General features: G+C 62.5%; 13 protein-coding genes and 1 tRNA gene. 3 read left to right on the plus strand and 11 right to left on the minus strand.

The window, feature by feature from the left end; translation table 11 throughout:
• Positions 1-17: 17 nt before the first annotated feature.
• The 3 genes from QMG80_RS20750 to QMG80_RS20760 form a co-directional block, all read right to left on the minus strand.
• The gene (locus QMG80_RS20750) at positions 18-458 is read right to left on the minus strand and encodes an ATP-binding protein (protein WP_281926157.1); all 441 of its coding nucleotides are present in this window, start codon (positions 456-458) and stop codon (positions 18-20) included.
• A 25-nt stretch (positions 459-483) separates the two neighbouring features.
• Complete coding sequence (locus QMG80_RS20755; RefSeq protein WP_085770905.1) at positions 484-822, minus strand: STAS domain-containing protein; 339 nt, start codon at positions 820-822, stop codon at positions 484-486.
• 354 nt (positions 823-1,176) lie between these two features.
• A complete protein-coding gene (locus tag QMG80_RS20760) occupies positions 1,177-2,259 on the minus strand; it encodes a HupE/UreJ family protein (RefSeq protein ID WP_085770906.1) in 1,083 nt (360 codons plus the stop codon).
• A 148-nt stretch (positions 2,260-2,407) separates the two neighbouring features.
• Between QMG80_RS20760 and nikR the strand changes: the two genes are divergently transcribed.
• Complete coding sequence (nikR, locus tag QMG80_RS20765) at positions 2,408-2,878, plus strand: nickel-responsive transcriptional regulator NikR (RefSeq protein WP_085770907.1); 471 nt, start codon at positions 2,408-2,410, stop codon at positions 2,876-2,878.
• Positions 2,879-3,464: 586 nt separating this feature from the next.
• Here nikR and pyk read toward each other — a convergent pair.
• From pyk to QMG80_RS20780, 3 genes are all read right to left on the minus strand, one after another.
• A complete protein-coding gene (pyk, locus tag QMG80_RS20770) occupies positions 3,465-4,886 on the minus strand; it encodes a pyruvate kinase (protein WP_085770908.1) in 1,422 nt (473 codons plus the stop codon).
• Positions 4,887-4,928: 42 nt separating this feature from the next.
• Positions 4,929-5,372 (minus strand): DUF1036 domain-containing protein, encoded by a 444-nt coding sequence (locus QMG80_RS20775; protein WP_085770909.1) that lies wholly within the window; start codon positions 5,370-5,372, stop codon positions 4,929-4,931.
• 425 nt (positions 5,373-5,797) lie between these two features.
• Entirely contained in the window at positions 5,798-6,154 is a 357-nt protein-coding gene (locus tag QMG80_RS20780; RefSeq protein WP_085770911.1) for a transposase, read from the minus strand.
• A 324-nt stretch (positions 6,155-6,478) separates the two neighbouring features.
• Between QMG80_RS20780 and QMG80_RS20785 the strand changes: the two genes are divergently transcribed.
• Positions 6,479-6,553, plus strand: a tRNA-Thr gene (locus tag QMG80_RS20785).
• 299 nt (positions 6,554-6,852) lie between these two features.
• Here QMG80_RS20785 and QMG80_RS20790 read toward each other — a convergent pair.
• From QMG80_RS20790 to nusG, 3 genes are all read right to left on the minus strand, one after another.
• The gene (locus tag QMG80_RS20790; RefSeq protein ID WP_158658642.1) at positions 6,853-8,343 is read right to left on the minus strand and encodes a hypothetical protein; all 1,491 of its coding nucleotides are present in this window, start codon (positions 8,341-8,343) and stop codon (positions 6,853-6,855) included.
• 138 nt (positions 8,344-8,481) lie between these two features.
• A complete protein-coding gene (locus tag QMG80_RS20795) occupies positions 8,482-10,026 on the minus strand; it encodes a hypothetical protein (RefSeq protein WP_085770913.1) in 1,545 nt (514 codons plus the stop codon).
• Between the two features lie 235 nt (positions 10,027-10,261).
• A complete protein-coding gene (gene nusG, locus QMG80_RS20800) occupies positions 10,262-10,888 on the minus strand; it encodes a transcription termination/antitermination protein NusG (protein ID WP_085770915.1) in 627 nt (208 codons plus the stop codon).
• Positions 10,889-12,456: 1,568 nt separating this feature from the next.
• On the opposite strand from nusG, the gene QMG80_RS20805 reads away from it, so the two are divergent.
• Positions 12,457-12,753, plus strand: coding sequence for a hypothetical protein (locus QMG80_RS20805; protein WP_085770919.1), 297 nt, complete (start codon positions 12,457-12,459; stop codon positions 12,751-12,753).
• A gap of 213 nt (positions 12,754-12,966) precedes the next feature.
• On the opposite strand, the gene QMG80_RS20810 is transcribed toward QMG80_RS20805, so the two are convergent.
• The gene (locus tag QMG80_RS20810; protein ID WP_085770920.1) at positions 12,967-13,416 is read right to left on the minus strand and encodes a DUF2147 domain-containing protein; all 450 of its coding nucleotides are present in this window, start codon (positions 13,414-13,416) and stop codon (positions 12,967-12,969) included.
• Positions 13,417-13,456: 40 nt separating this feature from the next.
• A complete protein-coding gene (locus QMG80_RS20815) occupies positions 13,457-16,258 on the minus strand; it encodes an MMPL family transporter (RefSeq protein WP_085770921.1) in 2,802 nt (933 codons plus the stop codon).
• Between the last annotated feature and the right edge of the window lie 87 nt (positions 16,259-16,345).

The raw sequence follows: 16,345 nt of genomic DNA on the forward strand, positions 1-16,345 counted from the left end.
ATTTCGGAAATTTCAATTTAACGCAAAAACTCAGCGATGACACAGTTTCCTGTCGCGGTACGGGAATATTTGAGGTTGTCGGCGAAGCTACGGATCACGCCGATGCCGAGGCCGCCGGGGCGGATGCCGTCCAGCCCCCCCTCGACCCCGCGGGGTCGAGCGGAAGAGATGTCGAAAGGTCGCCCATTATCCTCGACGGTCAACGTGATTCTGTCGCTCGAGACATTTACCGAAACGGAGACTTTGAGGGGATCCGCGTTCTCGTCCGGGCCGTTTTGCGCCGCCGTAGAACGGCCGTGCATTGCGACATTGGCCATGAGCTCCTCGAGGCAGACCTGCATCGCATACGACTTCTCGTCGGGGAGATGCAGGTCCGAGGCGATCGAACCCACCCATCCCACGGCGCCGCTGACCGCGTTCATAGCGCCCGCAAAATCCCGGCGCCACTCGCTATGCACGCGCTGCTCCGTCGTTGTCGCCGCATCAAAGGCCGAAGACCCTCTCGGCCTCGCTCATGTCGCGGACGATTGGGATGATCGTATCTATAGCGGCCGCTCTTAAACCTTTTTCGACGTTCTGCTGAGGGGTGAGCAGCACCATTTTGCCGCCCTTCTCCCACGAGGCCTTTGCGCCTGAGACGAGCGTCCGCATGCCAAGCGAGGCGAGGAAGGACACGTCGGACAGATCCACCGCAAGGAACTTCTTCTCCTTGACGATGTTCATGAAGGGCTCGTCGATTTTGAGCGCGCCATCGATGTCCAAACGCCCCGACAGCGTGATTTTGGTTACCTCATTCCCGATATCCGCCGACGTCAACTCCATCGATCCCTCCCCTGTCGTCTCGTTCGAGTCTGTTTTTCGTCAGAGCTTTCCCCCCTCTCGGCGCTTTGCCTGCCGCCAGCCGAGAGCCGACCCGCGATTTGCGCGGAAGGCCGCCTGGGCGGGAGGGAGAGCGTCGGACGGCGGACTTTCGCCTACGCCGTCGAAAGGGTCGATCCCGCGGCGGGCAAGCGCCCAACCGCCGGTGGGCCCGCAACCACCATCGCAGGCTCGCCTTTAAGAAAGACTCTAACTTCCGTATGTAGCTATTGTAGAAGAATTGTGACGACGCGGCCCCTCAGCCGTTGCGGAGCCGCGGGTCTTTGCGCGCGCCAAACCTCAGCCGGGGAATAGACCTCAGCCGGGGATAAGCCCCAGCCGTTGCAGCAGCCAGTAGGTCCCGGCGAGCGCGATCACCCCCGAAATGGCGTAGACGAGCTTTTCGTGACGCTTCTTGCCGGTGTGGTGGTCGATATAGAGGAGGATCGGCAGCAGCACGAGCACGATGGCGATCTGGCCGATCTCCACCCCGATATTGAAGCTCGCTAAGGCCGGCACGATGGTCGCCTTCTGCACGTTGAGCTCCTTCAAGCCGCTCGCGAAGCCGAAGCCGTGGATGAAGCCGAAAATGAAAGTGACGATCCAGCGTCTGTCGATGTTGCGCGAGAAGAAGTTCTCGACGGCGACGAAGATGATGGACGCCGCGATCGCCGATTCCGTCAAGGTCGTCGGCAGGCTCACGACATCGAGCGCCGCCAGAGACAGCGTGATCGAGTGCGAGATCGTGAAGGCCGTGACGACCTTGACCACCGGCCAGACGCGCGTCGCCCACAGGATCACGGCGATGAGAAAGCAGATGTGGTCGTAGCCGGTGAGAATGTGCTCGATGCCGGCCTTGCCAAATTTCAGCATGAGCTGCGCGGTCGTCTCGAGCGGCTTCGTCAGATCGAGCGGTGGGCTCGCGCCGTCGAGCACGATCTCGCCGGCGTTGGCGCCGCTCAGCAGCGTGACGAGCTCCTTGCCGCGCGGCCCCTGCGCCTTGAGGAGCTTCGTCGCGTCAAAGGCGACGAGCCCCTCGCAGTCGAACCGCAGCACGACGAGCGCGCTATCCTGATTGGTCGGGTCCTCGCCCGCATGCTCGACAGAGCCGGGGCAGGCCTCTCCGGCCGCGTTCCGCATCGTGACGCGGCGCTCCACGAATTTGCCGATCTCCTCCTCGAGAACGCCGGGCTGAGAGAGGTCCGCGTCCTTGCGCTCGGCCATGGACTCCTGGAACATCCGCTCGAGGTCGGTCGCAAGGAATCCGACGTCCACGACAAAGCCCTTGTCCTTGGCTTGGATCTTGGCGGTCGAGATGTCCGGCGTGTGCGCCTGCGCGGGGAGCGCGCCAAGGACAGCGAGAAGCGCGAACGCCGCCAACCTCGCCAGGAAGCTTTTCATGCTCTTAACTCCTGCGAACCTCAACTCTAGCGTAAGGGCGCTTACCCGAAGGCGCGCCGCCCGGCAAGGCCGCCCTAGGCGTTGCGGCGCTCCCCGCCGAGGTCTATGACAAGCGAAGCGCCCGCCGCTCTTTGGGAGACGCCGCACGATGCAGCGCGTGACGATGACGATCGACGAAGAGCTGATGGAGAGCCTCGACCGCTACATGGCGGCCTCGGGCCATCGCAATCGCTCCGAGGCCGTTCGCGACCTCGTGCGCGCCGGCCTCTTGCTTCAGCCCGAGAACGACGACGGCGAGCGCGCCTGCATGGCCGCGCTCGTCTATGTCTATGACCACGAGACTCGCCAGCTCTCGAAGCGCCTGTTGAGCGATCATCACAGCCACGCCGACATGTCGATCGCGACCTTGCACGTGCATATCGACGCGGAAAGCTGCCTCGAGGTCTCGCTCCTGCGCGGCCAAAAGGCCGAGGTGGAGCATTTCGCGCAGCACGTCATCGGCGAACGCGGGGTGCGTTATGGGCAGCTCGTCGTGGTTCCCGCCAATCTCGAATCCAGTTCCGAAGGCGACGACGGCCATGGTCACGACCATCATCATCATGGCGATGATCTGGTCTAAGCCGCACTGAATTTAGCGGAAGCGCATTTTATTGCTTGTTCCCCCTCTGGCGCGAAATCTGATCAGGCGAGCGCGCTGCAAGAAGGTGGAGGCTGCGCATAAGGCGCGTTCCACCTTTTCGGAATTGATCACATTTCCCCTATAGGCGACGAACGCATGCGCGGGCGTGTGACCTGGATTTCATTGATGGTTCGCCGGAACAAAGGGCAAGGAGCCCGGTTGTTGCCGCAAGACATCAGAACAGGAGTTCCGCAACGAGACTCGTTCTAGCAGGCGCCGTCGCCGCCGCAGCTCTCGTCGCCTCTGTTGAAAGCTCGCAGGCTGCAATCGTGTGCTCGGGCGTCGATTGTTGGCACAGGAGCGAAAGATACGAATTCCCGGCCCAATCGGGGGTCGTCGTCCACCCCGACGCGTGGCGATGGGGACCGCGTGAACACTATGTCTGGCGCGAGCACGGCGGCCGTGGATATTGGCAAGGCGACCAGTGGGTTGAGTGGTAAGTCGCGCCCGATTTGAGACCCGCCGGGAGAAAGGTCCTGCTCGCAGGGCCTTTTTCGTTTTGGAACGCCGCAGATTCGAGCGAGCTTTACTCGCCAACCGTCGCGATGCGGATCATATTGGTCGCGCCCGGCGAGCCGAAGGGCATGCCGGCGACGATCGCGACACGGTCTCCTTCCTCGCCGAAGCCTTGGCTCTGCGCCGAGCTGCAGGCGCGATGCACCATATCCTCGACGCTCGAAGGATCCGGCGTCTGCAACGCATGCACGCCCCAGACGAGCGCGAGGCGTCGGGCCGTGTCTCGCTTCGGCGTGAGCGCGAGAATCGGCGAAGCGGGCCTTTCGCGCGCGATGCGCAGAGCGGTCGCGCCGGAGTCGGTCCAGGCGCAGATCGCCTTCACGCCGATCGTCTGCGCGACGTCGCGCGCGGCGGCCGCGATCGCATCGGCGACCGTGGGGTTGGGCGGCTCGGCGCGCTGGGCGTTGACGATCGCGCGATAGACCGTATCGGTTTCGACCTCCTCCGCGATGCGGCTCATCGTCGCCACGGCCTCTCGCGGATATTGGCCCGCAGCGCTCTCGGCCGAGAGCATGACGGCGTCGGCGCCCTCATAGACGGCGGTCGCGACGTCGGACACCTCCGCCCGGGTGGGGAGCGGCGAGAGAATCATCGACTCGAGCATTTGCGTGGCGACGACCACGGGCTTGCCGACGCGACGGGCCGCGCGATTGATGCGCTTCTGCAGCCCCGGCACCCTCTCCAGCGGCATTTCGACGCCCAGATCGCCGCGTGCGACCATCAGCGCGTCGGAGACCTCGATCACCTCGTCGAGTCGCGCAATGGCCTGCGGCTTTTCGATCTTGGCCATCACCAGCGCGCGGCCCTGCACGATCTGCTTCACTTCGACCACGTCCTCGGGACGCTGGACGAAGGAAATCGCAATCCAATCGGCGCCCTCCGCCAGCGCCGCGACGAGATCGGCGTGATCCTTGCTCGTCATCGAGGTGATCGGAATGTCGGTGTCGGGCAGGCTCACGCCTTTGCGATTGGAGATGCGGCCGGCAACCTCGACGACGGCTCGGACTTGGTCCTGCATGGCCTCGACGACCTTGAGCCGCACCCTGCCGTCGTCGATGAGCACCGTGTGGCCGACGTTCAGCGCGGCCACGATCTCGGGATGCGGCAAGCAGACGCGATTGGCGTCTCCCGGAGTCGGATCGAGATCGAAGAGCAAGGCGTCGCCCTTGCGCAGATGCGCCGAGCCTTCGGCAAAAGCGCCGATGCGGAGCTTCGGCCCCTGCAGATCGACCAGCACGCCGATCGAGCGCGACAGCTCGACTTCGATCTCGCGGATCATTCGCACGTAATTGGCGAGCGAGGCGTGATCCGTGTGGCTCATGTTGATGCGGAAGAGGTCGGCGCCGGCGGCGGCGAGCGAGGCGACGACCGCACGGTCGACGCTTGCCGGCCCCAAAGTGGCGATGATCTTCACGCGCCGCAGCCTTCTCATGGAATGATTTATCCCTTTCGTGAGGAAGTCAGGGAAGAGGAGCTAGCGCTCGACGGCGGGCGCGTGGGGAACCGCTTGCGCGGGATCCGTCAGCTCCACCGTCCAGCTGCGTGCATCGTGACCCGTGTCGACCTCGAAAAAACCCGTGCGATCGAAACCGCGCGCGAAGCAATCCTCGCGGCCTTCGATCTTGAACTCGCGATCGCGCGTGCACATGAAGGACTTGCCTTTCCATTCGCCGCCGCGCTCGTCCATCGCGTAAACGTAGTAATACTGCGCGGCGAGCGGTCCACGCAGCAGGTTTTCACAGGCCGTCGGCCGCAGATTCCACCAGCCCTCGATGAACCAGTTGCGCCCGTCCGTATAGGCAAGCGCGACGCTCACACGCCCGGACGTCTTGTTGCACAGTCGGAAATCGGCGCGCGCGGCGTCAAAAGCGCAAGCGCAAGACAAGACGGTGACAGCGGCGAGAGCAGGACGGAGCATGGCCTCTTCGTTGCGGCGAGACCGGCGCGCTCTTTTGGGAAGCGAAGCCGATGATTCTAGCCAAACCACGTGCGCCAAGCTTTGTCCACCCCGGCAAGCAGAAGGCCGGCGTCGCATGCAGCATGCAAGGAAGGCCTGCGCGGGGCTTGCGCCGTTCGGAGCGAATCTTCGCCAGCGAGGCGCGGGACTCGCGCGGCCTCGCAGAGGCTACGACATGGCGAGGGAAGAACCACGAGTCGCTTGCCGGCTCGGCCGACCCGACAAGCGCGCTCAAATCCGAGCATTTCGAAGGCGCGAGAGCGGATTGCACAGAAATTGACTGGCCCGGGCGAGCAAAATTCGCTTCGGCTTTTTGATTCAGCGTGATTTCGAGCGCTCGCCGGCGCGACGGCGTGAAGTTGCGCCGGCGCAGCCGATCGAAGTCCTCAAGCCGCCTTTTCGATCGTTGACCCAGCGTCCTGGGCGATGAGCCGGCGCAGCGGCGCATGGCGGATAACGCCCTCCTCATAAAAGAACTCGCAGGTTTCGTCGGCCGCCAGCGCGTTCAGCACGACGGGCCAGAGCTGCTTTTGCGTCCAGCGGCGGAAACGGGTGTAGTTGGTGGACCATTTGCCGAATTGCGGCGGGAGGCTGCGCCAAGGGGAGCCGGTGCGCACGATCCAGAAGACGGCTTCGATAAAGAGTCGATTGTCGCGGCCATGACGGCCGGGGTCGCCGTCTTTGCCGGGCACGCGGGACGCAACCAGCGCCCAGCGATCGTCGGTGAGATAAGATTCCGTCATGGCGACCTCCTTCCCGTGCGCGCGCCGTCACCCGTGCGCCCAGGGCGCGCGAGCCCTGCGACCGACGCGGCTTTAATGTGGTTTCAGCCGGGGGCGCCGAGCAGGATCGCCATGCGCGCCCAGCCGTCTCCGACCGACGCTCATACTACCTGTGGTTGTAATAATTGCAATTGCAATTTGCTTAGCTTGACGCGGGAGTTCGTCGCGCGCCAGCGGGCCTTCGCAGCCCCGCGAAGCCCGGGCTCGTGGATTTCGCTATCCTCGCCGCCCTCCCCGGCTTGCCTGCCATGCGCGCCTATGGCACAAGCCGCAAGCCTAAATGCTGCTGCAGTAGCTCAGTGGTAGAGCACTCCCTTGGTAAGGGAGAGGTCGAGAGTTCAATCCTCTCTTGCAGCACCAGGCATCTCCATGAAAAACAGATAGTTTCTGCGAGCGCGCGCAAAAGCGTCCGCGCAGCTCGATGCAGAACGGCGCAAGAACATGCGCCTCGGACTCGTGGAAAACCCGTGGAACGGGATGGAGAGATTCGCCAAACGTTCCGGTCAAGCCCCGAGTTCTCCCCCTCGCCGGCCAGCGCGCATCCCGGCCGAGGCCACAACCCGAGCGCAGAAAAAAGCCCCGGCCGCCTCTCCGGCGCCGGGGCTCACGCTTCCCGCTCTCGCGCGCGCGGGGCGGAACAGGGATATGAATCGCGCCGGCTACTTGAATTGCACCACGGTCATGCTCCAGGGCGTCAAGGTCAGCGCGAGCGGGAGGGATTTCGCCCCAAGCGAGCTGGTTGTGACGCCCCTCCAGATGTTTCTCGTCGACCAATCATAGGTCCCGCGGTCGTAACTGCTGACGGTGACGCCCGACGATTGAGAGACCCCCGTCACCCCGATCGTCACTTGCAAAGAGCTCGACTGATTGAGGTTGAAGAGCATGACGGCGGTCCCCCCCTGGTTGGTCATGGCGTAGGCGCGCAGATTGGCCACGCCCGCGCCGCCAAGGGTCGAGCCGAGCATGTGCTCGCCGTTCCGGGCCACGAGGCTGGCGAGCTTGAAGGCCTGCGCCGTCGGCAACAAAGTGTTGAGGGGGATTGTCGGCGCATTGGCGCAGCCATAGGTCGGCAAGCCGTCGGAAATGATCTGATATCCCCCGAAATTCTGCCAGCCATAGAGCGAGGACGCGTAATTGCCCCCGCCAGAAGGATCGCGGCAGTCGCCGTGGGCGATCCACCAATTCGCCGTGGGAATGCCGGCCTGCATGAGCTCGCCCAGGACCTCGCCTGCGAAGAGCGCCTGCGTGATCGACATCGACTGCTTGCCGGGGTTCTGGTTCACCGAGCCGAGCTCCCCGATGATGATCGGCGTGTTCGGCTTGCCGGCGGCCGCAAGCTCCTGTCTGATCGTCGCGATGTTTTGCGCCAGCTGGGCCGGCGTCGAGGAGATCAGATAGGAATCGTTCTCATAGCCCGCCCCTTGCGCATACCAGTGGTACTCGACGAAATCGTAAGACGCCTTGGACAGCACGATCTGATCCCAGTTCGCGACGCCCCAACGGTCGCCGGCGTCGACGACGACGCCAACCTGCGCGTTGGGGTCGACCGCCTTGATCGCAGGATAAAAGCCCGTCGACACAGCATTGGCGTAGGTCGTCGGGTCGTTGGGAAGGGCGTGCAGATCCTTTTCCCAAGTTCCGTAAACTTCGTTGCCGATCGTCCAATGGCTGACCGCATAGCCCTTGGATTTGGCGTAGGAGACCCACGCCGCCGCCTCCTTGGGATCGCCGCCGCCGGTGCAGGCGGCGTTCGTGCCATAATTGAGCGTGATCGCGAGCGTGAGGCCGGCCGGTTTGACGATATCGTTGACGAAATTGTCGAAGGTTGCGTTGGGACTGACGTAAGCGCCGAAGCAATCGCTGTTGGTCGCCAGGTGATAGAGATCGCTATTGGAGCCGCCGGGCCAGCGCGTCGTTGTGAAGCCCACTCCAGCCATGGTGGAGGCCAGACCCGGCCGCGTGGGATCGAACCAATTTCCCATGTTGGCGCCGAGAATCTGATTCGTGAGCGTCGCCCCCACTTGCGCGGGATTGATGGTGACCGACGCTTGCTGCGGCCCCTGCGCCGCTAAAGGCGTCGCAAGCAGGGTCGCCGAGAGGGCGGTGGGAACCGCGAGGCGCGCGTGACGGGCCAACAAAAAAAATTGCATGCTGATTTCCTCCTCCGCAGGCGAGCGCCCTCCGCCCATTGCCCGTCGCCTGCGACGGGTTGAAGGCGCCCTATAGATCTCCTGCATTATAAACGGGGACGGGCGGAGCCTCGCGGTATGGAGATCGCGCGAGACCTCTCATTGGATTTTGTAAATCTTGACTTGATAGTTGTCACCGTTCGCGCCGAACGTGTCAGTAAATTGCGCTGAGGAATTCACCGGGTGAGTCGAGTTGAGGCTCGTGTGGGTGCTGTCATAGCGAGAGTTGCTATCGTAAACCACCTTCGCCGTCTTGCCCGCAAGACCCGTCAGCGTGAAGGTGAACGCCGCCGTGCCGTTACGATCCGGCTGCGCGATGAGATAGGTTGCGCCGCCATAGCTCTTGACCAACGCCGACGCCGGAACCGTCGATGTTCCCGTCGAGACAGTCAGGATCCCATTTGTGCACGACGTGGTGTAATTGGCGTAGGCCATGCCCGTGTTCATCGTGCATCTGCCGACCGTCGCGGCGTTGAGAACCGGCGCGAAGGATTTGAGATTTGAGTTCATGTAGGTGACATTCGCCTGCCCCGCGAGCGCGCCGGCGCTCCCGCCTTCTCCCATGCAGTAGGCAAAGCTGGCCGTCGTGTCCTCGCAGAAATATTCGATGCCGGTCGCGCCATTGATGATGCTCATCCAGACCTCGGCGTTGACGAGATTGGCGGGAGCACGCTGATAGATCGTCCACGATCCGTTCGTGCAGCTGTTGGTCGATGCGTTGCAGGTAAAGCCGTTGCCGCTTCCACCAAAGCCGAGCGCGTCCGACCCAGACTCAACGAAGGCCCAGAAGGGCGCGCCAGCAACACGCTGCGAGATCATTTGAGCGACAGACCAGCCCTGGATCCAAAGCGAGTCGACGGGCGTTCCGGAGCCTTTGGCGTTAGAGGTGGTCCAGGGGTTGATGAGAGGATATGAGTCCATCGATCCGATGGGCACTGCTTTCATAAAATCCTGATTGAGTGTCCCAGAGCACCAGCCTGAATTAAAAACATAGTCCGTGCTGTTCATGAAAAATGGACGCGTGGAATCATAGGTCTGATATTTCGCGACTTCGTTCGGGATGCCGCTCATCGGCCATTGCGTGCAGGAGCCGGTCTGAGGCTCGTCGCCCATGACATAGCCGATGATCGTTGACTTGAGCCCTGTGTTTGCGATGAGCGCTTGATAGGACGCGACCGAGTTCACATCCGTGTTGTTGGGGCTGAGGTTGCCGATGCAACCGCCGGAGCAACCCGGTAGGTTCGTCGCCGAGTTGACCTGCGGAATGAGGTAGATTCCCGCGGCGGCGATTTGGGCGAAGAAGCCGGTGTTGTCCACGCCGAAGCTCGACGGCCACCACAGTCCGCCCGTATAGCCATTCAGGTCCAAAAGCGTATTCATCCCCGTGCCCTTCATGGCCGCCAGGAATGAAGAGTAACCGGGGATCGTCGTGCGCAGGTCCTGCAGCCACAGAACAGTCGGGAAATAACTGGGGTCCTGCGGATAATTCGACCAGCCGCCATTACCGGAATGTAGTCTTTCGCTCTCCTCAGCTGCTGAGGAAGGGAGGGACGTCAGCGTCACCCCAAAGATCGCGAGCATGGAGGCAAGCGCCGCTTTTTTCATGCGGATCGAGCCCGTTCGGGGGAGGGAAAAATGAGTCATGCGCCTTGCTCCTCTGTTTAGAGCTATGCTCTGGTTGCGTTCTTTCCACGGGGAGTCTGATGGGCGATTGCGAGGCCGGCACTGGGCCGAACAACCGGCTTTTCTTGATTTTTCGCGACGTTGCGAATCGCGAAGGCGCGCGCCGCCCGAAGCGCGCCGCGATGCGCTCTACGCATCGGCGAGAGCGCTTCCTATTTTGGTATGGCTTCGCACTTCGCCGCGAGCCATCAAGGTCTCAAGCGGCTTTGTGAGACGTCGTCTGCGTCGGGGGCCGTCGGCACAACTCCAGCAGATCGACGTGGCCGACTTCGCAAATGATCGTCGCCGGGGTCGGCCCCCCTTCAGGATCGAGCAAAGTTAGGCGCAGAACGCGCTCGCGGTCAACTCTCGCGACGATTCCTTCGCGTCCGCTTGCGGGTCCGACCAAGATGCGAACCTTACAACCTTCGGAGATTTTCGGGCAATCTGCATCGCGCTCGGCGGGCTGTGAATTTCGATAAAATTCGACAAGACCTCGCGGCATCGCCGCCGCTTTCCGGCTCCCGGCCTCTCGCACAACGAGCAGCACGTCAGCGAGGTTCAAAACCTCTGAGAGCAGCCATCCTTCCTCCATGAGCCGGCGTTCGGCCTGGAGGAACACATAGCTCCCAAAGCGTGAGACACGGCGCGTCTGCGCCCTCGGCGCTTTTCCGCGCTCCCGAACTATTTGCTTGATGCTCCTCACCGGCCGCCAGGCCGTAAGTCCTGAGGCAAGCAGCGTTCGGCAGACATGCCCCTCGCGGCCGTTGCGAACTTCGACCACATACCAGGACAGCAGATCATCATCGAGGCCAATGGCCGCCTGTCGACCGAGCTTCTTCATCTTACCCTCGTTCTTCTCGATGCAATGGCTGCTTAGCGGCCCTTCGCCGCGACATCGCTTAGGATCCTCAGCATCTCTTCCGAACAGCGAGTCTCCGCGCCGCCCCAACGCCAGCGGCCGATGCGCTTTTCATTGAGGATGGCCGCGCATTCGTCATCGGTCCCAAGCCAATCGTCGCGGCGCCTGTCTTGCGCGGGCGGGCAGCCGCGACGAAATTCCTCGTGAAGCTTGGCGATGCGCGTTCTTTCTCCGGAGCGCTCTGTTGCCGCCCAACGCGCCTGACGCCGACGCCAATCGGCCAATTGCTCCTTGGCGAGCCTCTGCGCCTCGGCTCTGCGGGCCTCGGCCTCTCGACTGTGAGCGCCGACCTGGAAACCCGCGCGGGCGCGCGTTCCGATCGCGCGGAATCACGCGATCGAAAGGGACTAGGCTCGAGATCAAAAACTTAGAGCATGTCCTGACCGAGAAACTGCTTCGCATTTTTCCGGGACATGCTTTGGGCGCGATGCGAAAAAGTGGAAATCTGTTTTTCGCCCCAATCGCGCTTTAAAACTTTGGAATCGATAACGCTGTCTGTGTTTGAGCGATTCCACTCAAGCAGCGAAAACGAGGCGCAGGTGAAGCCGGTGTGGTAAATTTGCAACACCAGGGAAATTTTTAGCCATTCGCGGGCGGGCTCGATTTACATTCAGGGCGCGCGACTCCAAAATGAACGCATTGCCACGCGTTCTGGCTGTGACACGGCATCGGCTAACCCTGCCGAAGCTGGGGGTCGCCCAGGATCTATTCAGGTCATCTCTAGGGAGTGCGGCTATGTATAAAAGGGTCGCTCGGCTTTGCGTGGCCGCGTTCATCCTCTCGGGGGGCGCAGCATCCGCGCAAGCCCAGGCGAATCACATCAGCGGTGGCGATAACGCAACGATTGGGAGCACAGTCAGAACTCTGGAAACATCTGCGAATGACTCGCTCGGTCCTTCCCCGCTTCCGCAGACCTCAGCCTCCGCCGTTGAAGCGTCCCGCGCCGCTAACACAAGCAAGTCGCAGACTTTGATCCTTCTTCCCGCGTCGGGCCCGAAAGCGGGCGAAGGCGTGGTGAGCTTCGTCGCGATGCTAATCGTGCTCATCGCAATAAAATACCGCGGCCTCATCGTGTGACCTGAGCGGCTCGAAAAGCCGGCCCGGGTTGGCCTCGTTGTTTGCGAGCTTGCCGGACCCCTTGTGACGGCGGCGAAATCGATTATGTCTTCGCCATTGCCGGCAGCGCCCTTCTTCAAATATCGCCTCAGGAGAACCGCCTTCACGGTGGCGGTCACCAACAGGCGCCGACGTCTAACTGACGGCGAACGAGAATGAAGAAAGAGCGCCTGCCTTCGAATAGTCGTTTTCCTGCCGTCTGAATCAAACCCACTCGTTCGACCGGAGACGGAACTCCAGTGAGGTCAGTCGGCGATCCAATTGCCGTGTGAATTCAGGGGCGCTTTCTTCAGCCCCCAGTTTTCAGGCGTTGGTGCGACCAAGGTCGGGGTGAGGTAAAAGAGTTCGTTCCATTGTGGCTCTGGGGGAAGAAAATGGCGTCATCCCAATGCGAGCAAATGTTCGATCGCGCTTTTCCGTTGGCCAATCAAACGATGCTGACAGTCGCCGCAGCCCCAGATCGCCAGGAGGAACTCCTCGATATTCTTGATCGAGCGATGGCGCGCGGCCTTCGCCATAAATCTCGCCTATGCGAGATTCACGTGCCATTCGAGCGCTTTCCGCTCATGGATTCGAAATTCTGGCATATTCCCGTAGAGGACAGCGGCGATCCGCAGGTTTTGCGGCTGTTCTTCGCGCCATCCGAAGGCTCCGCGGACGGCCTCGCCTGATCGCTCGAGCATGTCACGGAAAAGTGCGAAGCGGTTTTCCGATCAAGACATGCTCTAACTTTTTGACTTGGCGCGATTCCTTATCGCTCGAACGATTCTGTTCGAGCAGGAAACCCGCTAAAGCGCGACGCGAAAAGTCGAAACCGGCTGTTCGCTAGACAAGCCGCGCGAGAGCCTGGCCACTTGGGCTTAGCGCCTACTTCGACATAGAGCCTATTTGGGCTTGCCGTGCGCTGCCGTCGGCGCCGCGGGGCCGTGCAACGGCGTCGGCGCCGGGCTGTTTGCCGGCGTCTTATCCGAGCGCGTCCAGGTTTCGCTCTGGCAGAGGAAGGCGATCAGGCATCCCGTCAGCGTCAGCTGATTGGGCGGGTTGTATTGAATCTTACCGCTGTAGGTCTTGCCGTTCTCGGGGTTGAACAGCTCGCCCTTCCACTGATTGGCGCCAGCCTTGACGGCAGATCGAAGAATGATCTTTGGCGGACCGCCATAAATCGAGACGACATTGTCCTCGCGGGCGCAAAGCTTTCCGTCGCAGTCGTAAAACTCCAGCCGCTCTTCGTGCTCGTCACGCAGCCAGACGCCATAGATCGGCGGCTCCGTCGCGAGCGAGGGACTTCCTACGAGGAGGGCGAGAGCGACGAGGGCGAGCCGTCCATGCTTCATGGAGCCAATCTCCTATCACATTCTTGCTGCAGTGCGAAGATCAGCCGGGCTGCGTCGCATCCTCTTTCGCCTTGCGACGCGGCGGCCCGAGGAAGGCCGGCACCACGAAGAAAGCCGCAACCAGCGTGAAGAACAACGAAATCGCCAGAAGCTTGCCCATGCTCGCCGTCCCGGGATGGGACGAAAGCATCAGGCTGCCGAAGGCCGTTCCCGTCGTGAGGGAGGAAAAGAAGATCGCGCGGGTGAGGCTCGAGGCGAGCATGTCGGAAATGCCTTTGCGCCAGGCGATGACGTAATAAATGTGAAAGGCGACGCCGACCGCCAACATCAACGGCAAGGCGATGATGTTCGCAAAGTTCAGCGACATGCCGAGCGCGTCGGCGGTCTCGAGGCTCAAAACGCCCGCAAGAACCAGCGGGCCGAGCGTGAGCGCGACGTGCCAGGGATTGCGCAGCGCCACGACGAGAATCAAGAAGATTGCGCTGAATGCGTAAAGGCCCGCCCGCTTGAAGGCGTCCACGACCGTCACCCCGGCCTGCGCGACGACGATCGGCGGCCCGCTCGCGTCGGGCGCGATACGCCTCAAGGCTTCGGCGAAGGTGGTCATGACCTTGCTGTCGTTGCTGTCCCCCTTCGGAAACACCTCGATGCGATATTGCCCCTCTTCGGACACCCAGTCGCGCAATATGCGATCGGGCAGCGAGTTCTCCGTCACGGCATGTGCGTCGAGTTGGACGCGCAGATCCTTAAGCAGGCGCTCGAAATCGGAGAACACCGCCTGCTGCGCGCGCTCGCGCGTCGCCGGGTCGGCTTTGGCGAGCGCCGCCAGCGCCTTGGCGAAGCTTGCGACTTCCGGGGGAGGCGCGGGCTGGGGAATAGCCCCCGGGCCGGGGTTTGGCGGAACCGCCGCGCCTCGGTCCTGACGGCCGCCGCGGCGCCTTTGCTTTGCGGCGCGCGGATCGAGGCCAGCGGCAGCGGCCGCCTGGGCCGCCGCGCGCGGGTCCATCCCCGCCGCCGCCATCGCCCGCGGATCCATTTGCCCACTCATCAGCATCGAGGCCGTCTCCAACGCCTTCACGGTTTCGGCGTCGGTCGGCGCGGGTTTCTGCTTCGGCGCGAGCGTGTCGCGCAACTGTCGGGCGGCGTGCTCGATGAGCCGCAGCTTCTCTTCCTGGTTCTTGGGGATCAGAGAGTCGACGTCGACGATATGATCGACCTCCGGAAGGCTCGCGGCTTGGGCCGCGACGTCGCGCGCCGCTTCAAGTGAAGGCTGGATGATCTCGATCGTGTTCGGCGCCGTCTGAGGATTTTTCGCGAGATCGAGAAAGGTCGCGACCGACTCCACCTTGGCGTTCCGAAGGTTCATCGGATTGGAGTCGAACGTCAAATGACGAAGGAAGGTCGCCCCCGCGAGCGTGACGGCGATCGCCGAAACGATCACCAGCGCGCGATGGCGAGCGATCCAATGATCGACGCCGGCGAGCGAGGCGGTCTCCACCGGTAACTCTTCCGGTTTCGGCCTCAAAAGCTTGATCACAGCCGGCAGAAAGGTCAGCGTCGCGAGATACGCGATGATCATGCCGAAGCCGGAGATGAGCCCAAGTTCTCCAACGCCGCTAAAGTCGGTCGGCAGAAAGCAGAAGAAACCGGCCAGAAGGGAGACTGCGGCAAGCGTCAGCGAGCCGCCGATGCTCCGCGCCGCAGCGCTTAGCGCCCCATCGACGCTGTCGCCCCTGCCAAAAATCTTGTGGCGCTCGTCGCGGTAACGCGTCGCGAACTGAATGCCGAAATCGACGCCCAGCCCGATGAAGAGCGCGGCGAAGGCGACCGAAAGCATATTGAAGCGGCCGATCAGCAAAATGCCGAGGCCCGCTGTCATCGCAAGGCCCGCAAGCAAGGTGGCGAGCACGGCGAAGATGAGCTTGGGCGAGCGCAACGCCGCGAGAAGGATCAGCGCGACGATAGCCACCGTTCCGGTGAGATTGACGCCCATGTTCTCCGAGATCGTCGCGAACTCGTCGTCCTCCAGCGGCACCAGTCCCGTAAGACGCAGCGTGACGCAGTGCTCAGCGTTGAGCCCGAGAGCGGCGGCGGTCTTCCGCACAAAAGCGATCGCCTCGGCGCCCGGCTGCAGTTCCGAGTAGTTGATAACCGGATTGATCAAAACGATGCGGCGCAGATCCGCGGGCTCGACCTTCTTCGGAGCCTCGGTCTTTGGCGCGGCGCCCTCGCCGGACGATTGGTCGCCGAGCAACTTTTCCCAATCGAGCTTGGCTGGCTCTCCGGCGAGCGTCTTGTCGAGGACCGCGGTGATCTGTTTCAGCCCCGAAACATAGAGCTCCATCCCGCGCTTGCTGTCGCCGACCTCGCGCATGTTGTCGATGAGCGTCGCCGTCAATCCGCGCAGGGTCGGATCCTGAGCGAGCGGCTGAAGCACCGCGCGCTGGGCGATGAGACTTGCGGTGATCTTCTGAACCTCGGCCGAGTCGAGATAAAGGAGGCCGTGAGCTTTGAAGAAGGCCTCGTCCTCCGGCAGCCAGCTGCGCCGGATCAGAGGCGCCCCGGCGAGCGCTGCGTTGAGGCGCTTGGCCGCATCCTCGGCCTCTTCCGCGGTTTTGCCGTCGATGACCGCGACGATCTGCTTGTCGAGCTGCGGAAAGTTCCGGTAGAGCTCGATCTCATTCTCGCGCCAGGGAATGTCTTTGGAAAATAGATGGTTCGTGTCGGTGTCGATCGCAAAGCGCGTCGCGGTGAGATAAACGCCGCCGGCCGTGAGCGCGAGCGTTACGGCCACGACGAGCCACGGCCAACGCACGCAATACGCCACGAGCTTTTCAAGCATCGGCTATTCCCAAGGAGCGCGGTCTCGGGCTCGGCGCCCTGGGGCGCGAGCCGCGTCGCGGCTGAAAGTTCGCAGGCTTATACAGGC

Source organism: Methylocystis bryophila (assembly GCF_027925445.1).
GTDB classification, from domain to species: Bacteria; Pseudomonadota; Alphaproteobacteria; order Rhizobiales; family Beijerinckiaceae; genus Methylocystis; species Methylocystis bryophila.

Bases quoted from the DNA above. Each gene is read 5' to 3' on its own strand.
- QMG80_RS20755 (WP_085770905.1), bottom strand. From the start codon at position 822: ATGGAGTTGACGTCGGCGGATATCGGGAATGAGGTAACCAAAATCACG.
- QMG80_RS20795 (WP_085770913.1), bottom strand. From the start codon at position 10,026: ATGACTCATTTTTCCCTCCCCCGAACGGGCTCGATCCGCATGAAAAAA.
- QMG80_RS20760 (WP_085770906.1), bottom strand. From the start codon at position 2,259: ATGAAAAGCTTCCTGGCGAGGTTGGCGGCGTTCGCGCTTCTCGCTGTC.
- QMG80_RS20775 (WP_085770909.1), bottom strand. From the start codon at position 5,372: ATGCTCCGTCCTGCTCTCGCCGCTGTCACCGTCTTGTCTTGCGCTTGC.
- QMG80_RS20815 (WP_085770921.1), bottom strand. From the start codon at position 16,258: ATGCTTGAAAAGCTCGTGGCGTATTGCGTGCGTTGGCCGTGGCTCGTC.
- nikR (WP_085770907.1), top strand. From the start codon at position 2,408: ATGCAGCGCGTGACGATGACGATCGACGAAGAGCTGATGGAGAGCCTC.
- QMG80_RS20780 (WP_085770911.1), bottom strand. From the start codon at position 6,154: ATGACGGAATCTTATCTCACCGACGATCGCTGGGCGCTGGTTGCGTCC.
- QMG80_RS20805 (WP_085770919.1), top strand. From the start codon at position 12,457: ATGGCGTCATCCCAATGCGAGCAAATGTTCGATCGCGCTTTTCCGTTG.
- QMG80_RS20810 (WP_085770920.1), bottom strand. From the start codon at position 13,416: ATGAAGCATGGACGGCTCGCCCTCGTCGCTCTCGCCCTCCTCGTAGGA.
- nusG (WP_085770915.1), bottom strand. From the start codon at position 10,888: ATGAAGAAGCTCGGTCGACAGGCGGCCATTGGCCTCGATGATGATCTG.
- QMG80_RS20790 (WP_158658642.1), bottom strand. From the start codon at position 8,343: ATGCAATTTTTTTTGTTGGCCCGTCACGCGCGCCTCGCGGTTCCCACC.
- pyk (WP_085770908.1), bottom strand. From the start codon at position 4,886: ATGAGAAGGCTGCGGCGCGTGAAGATCATCGCCACTTTGGGGCCGGCA.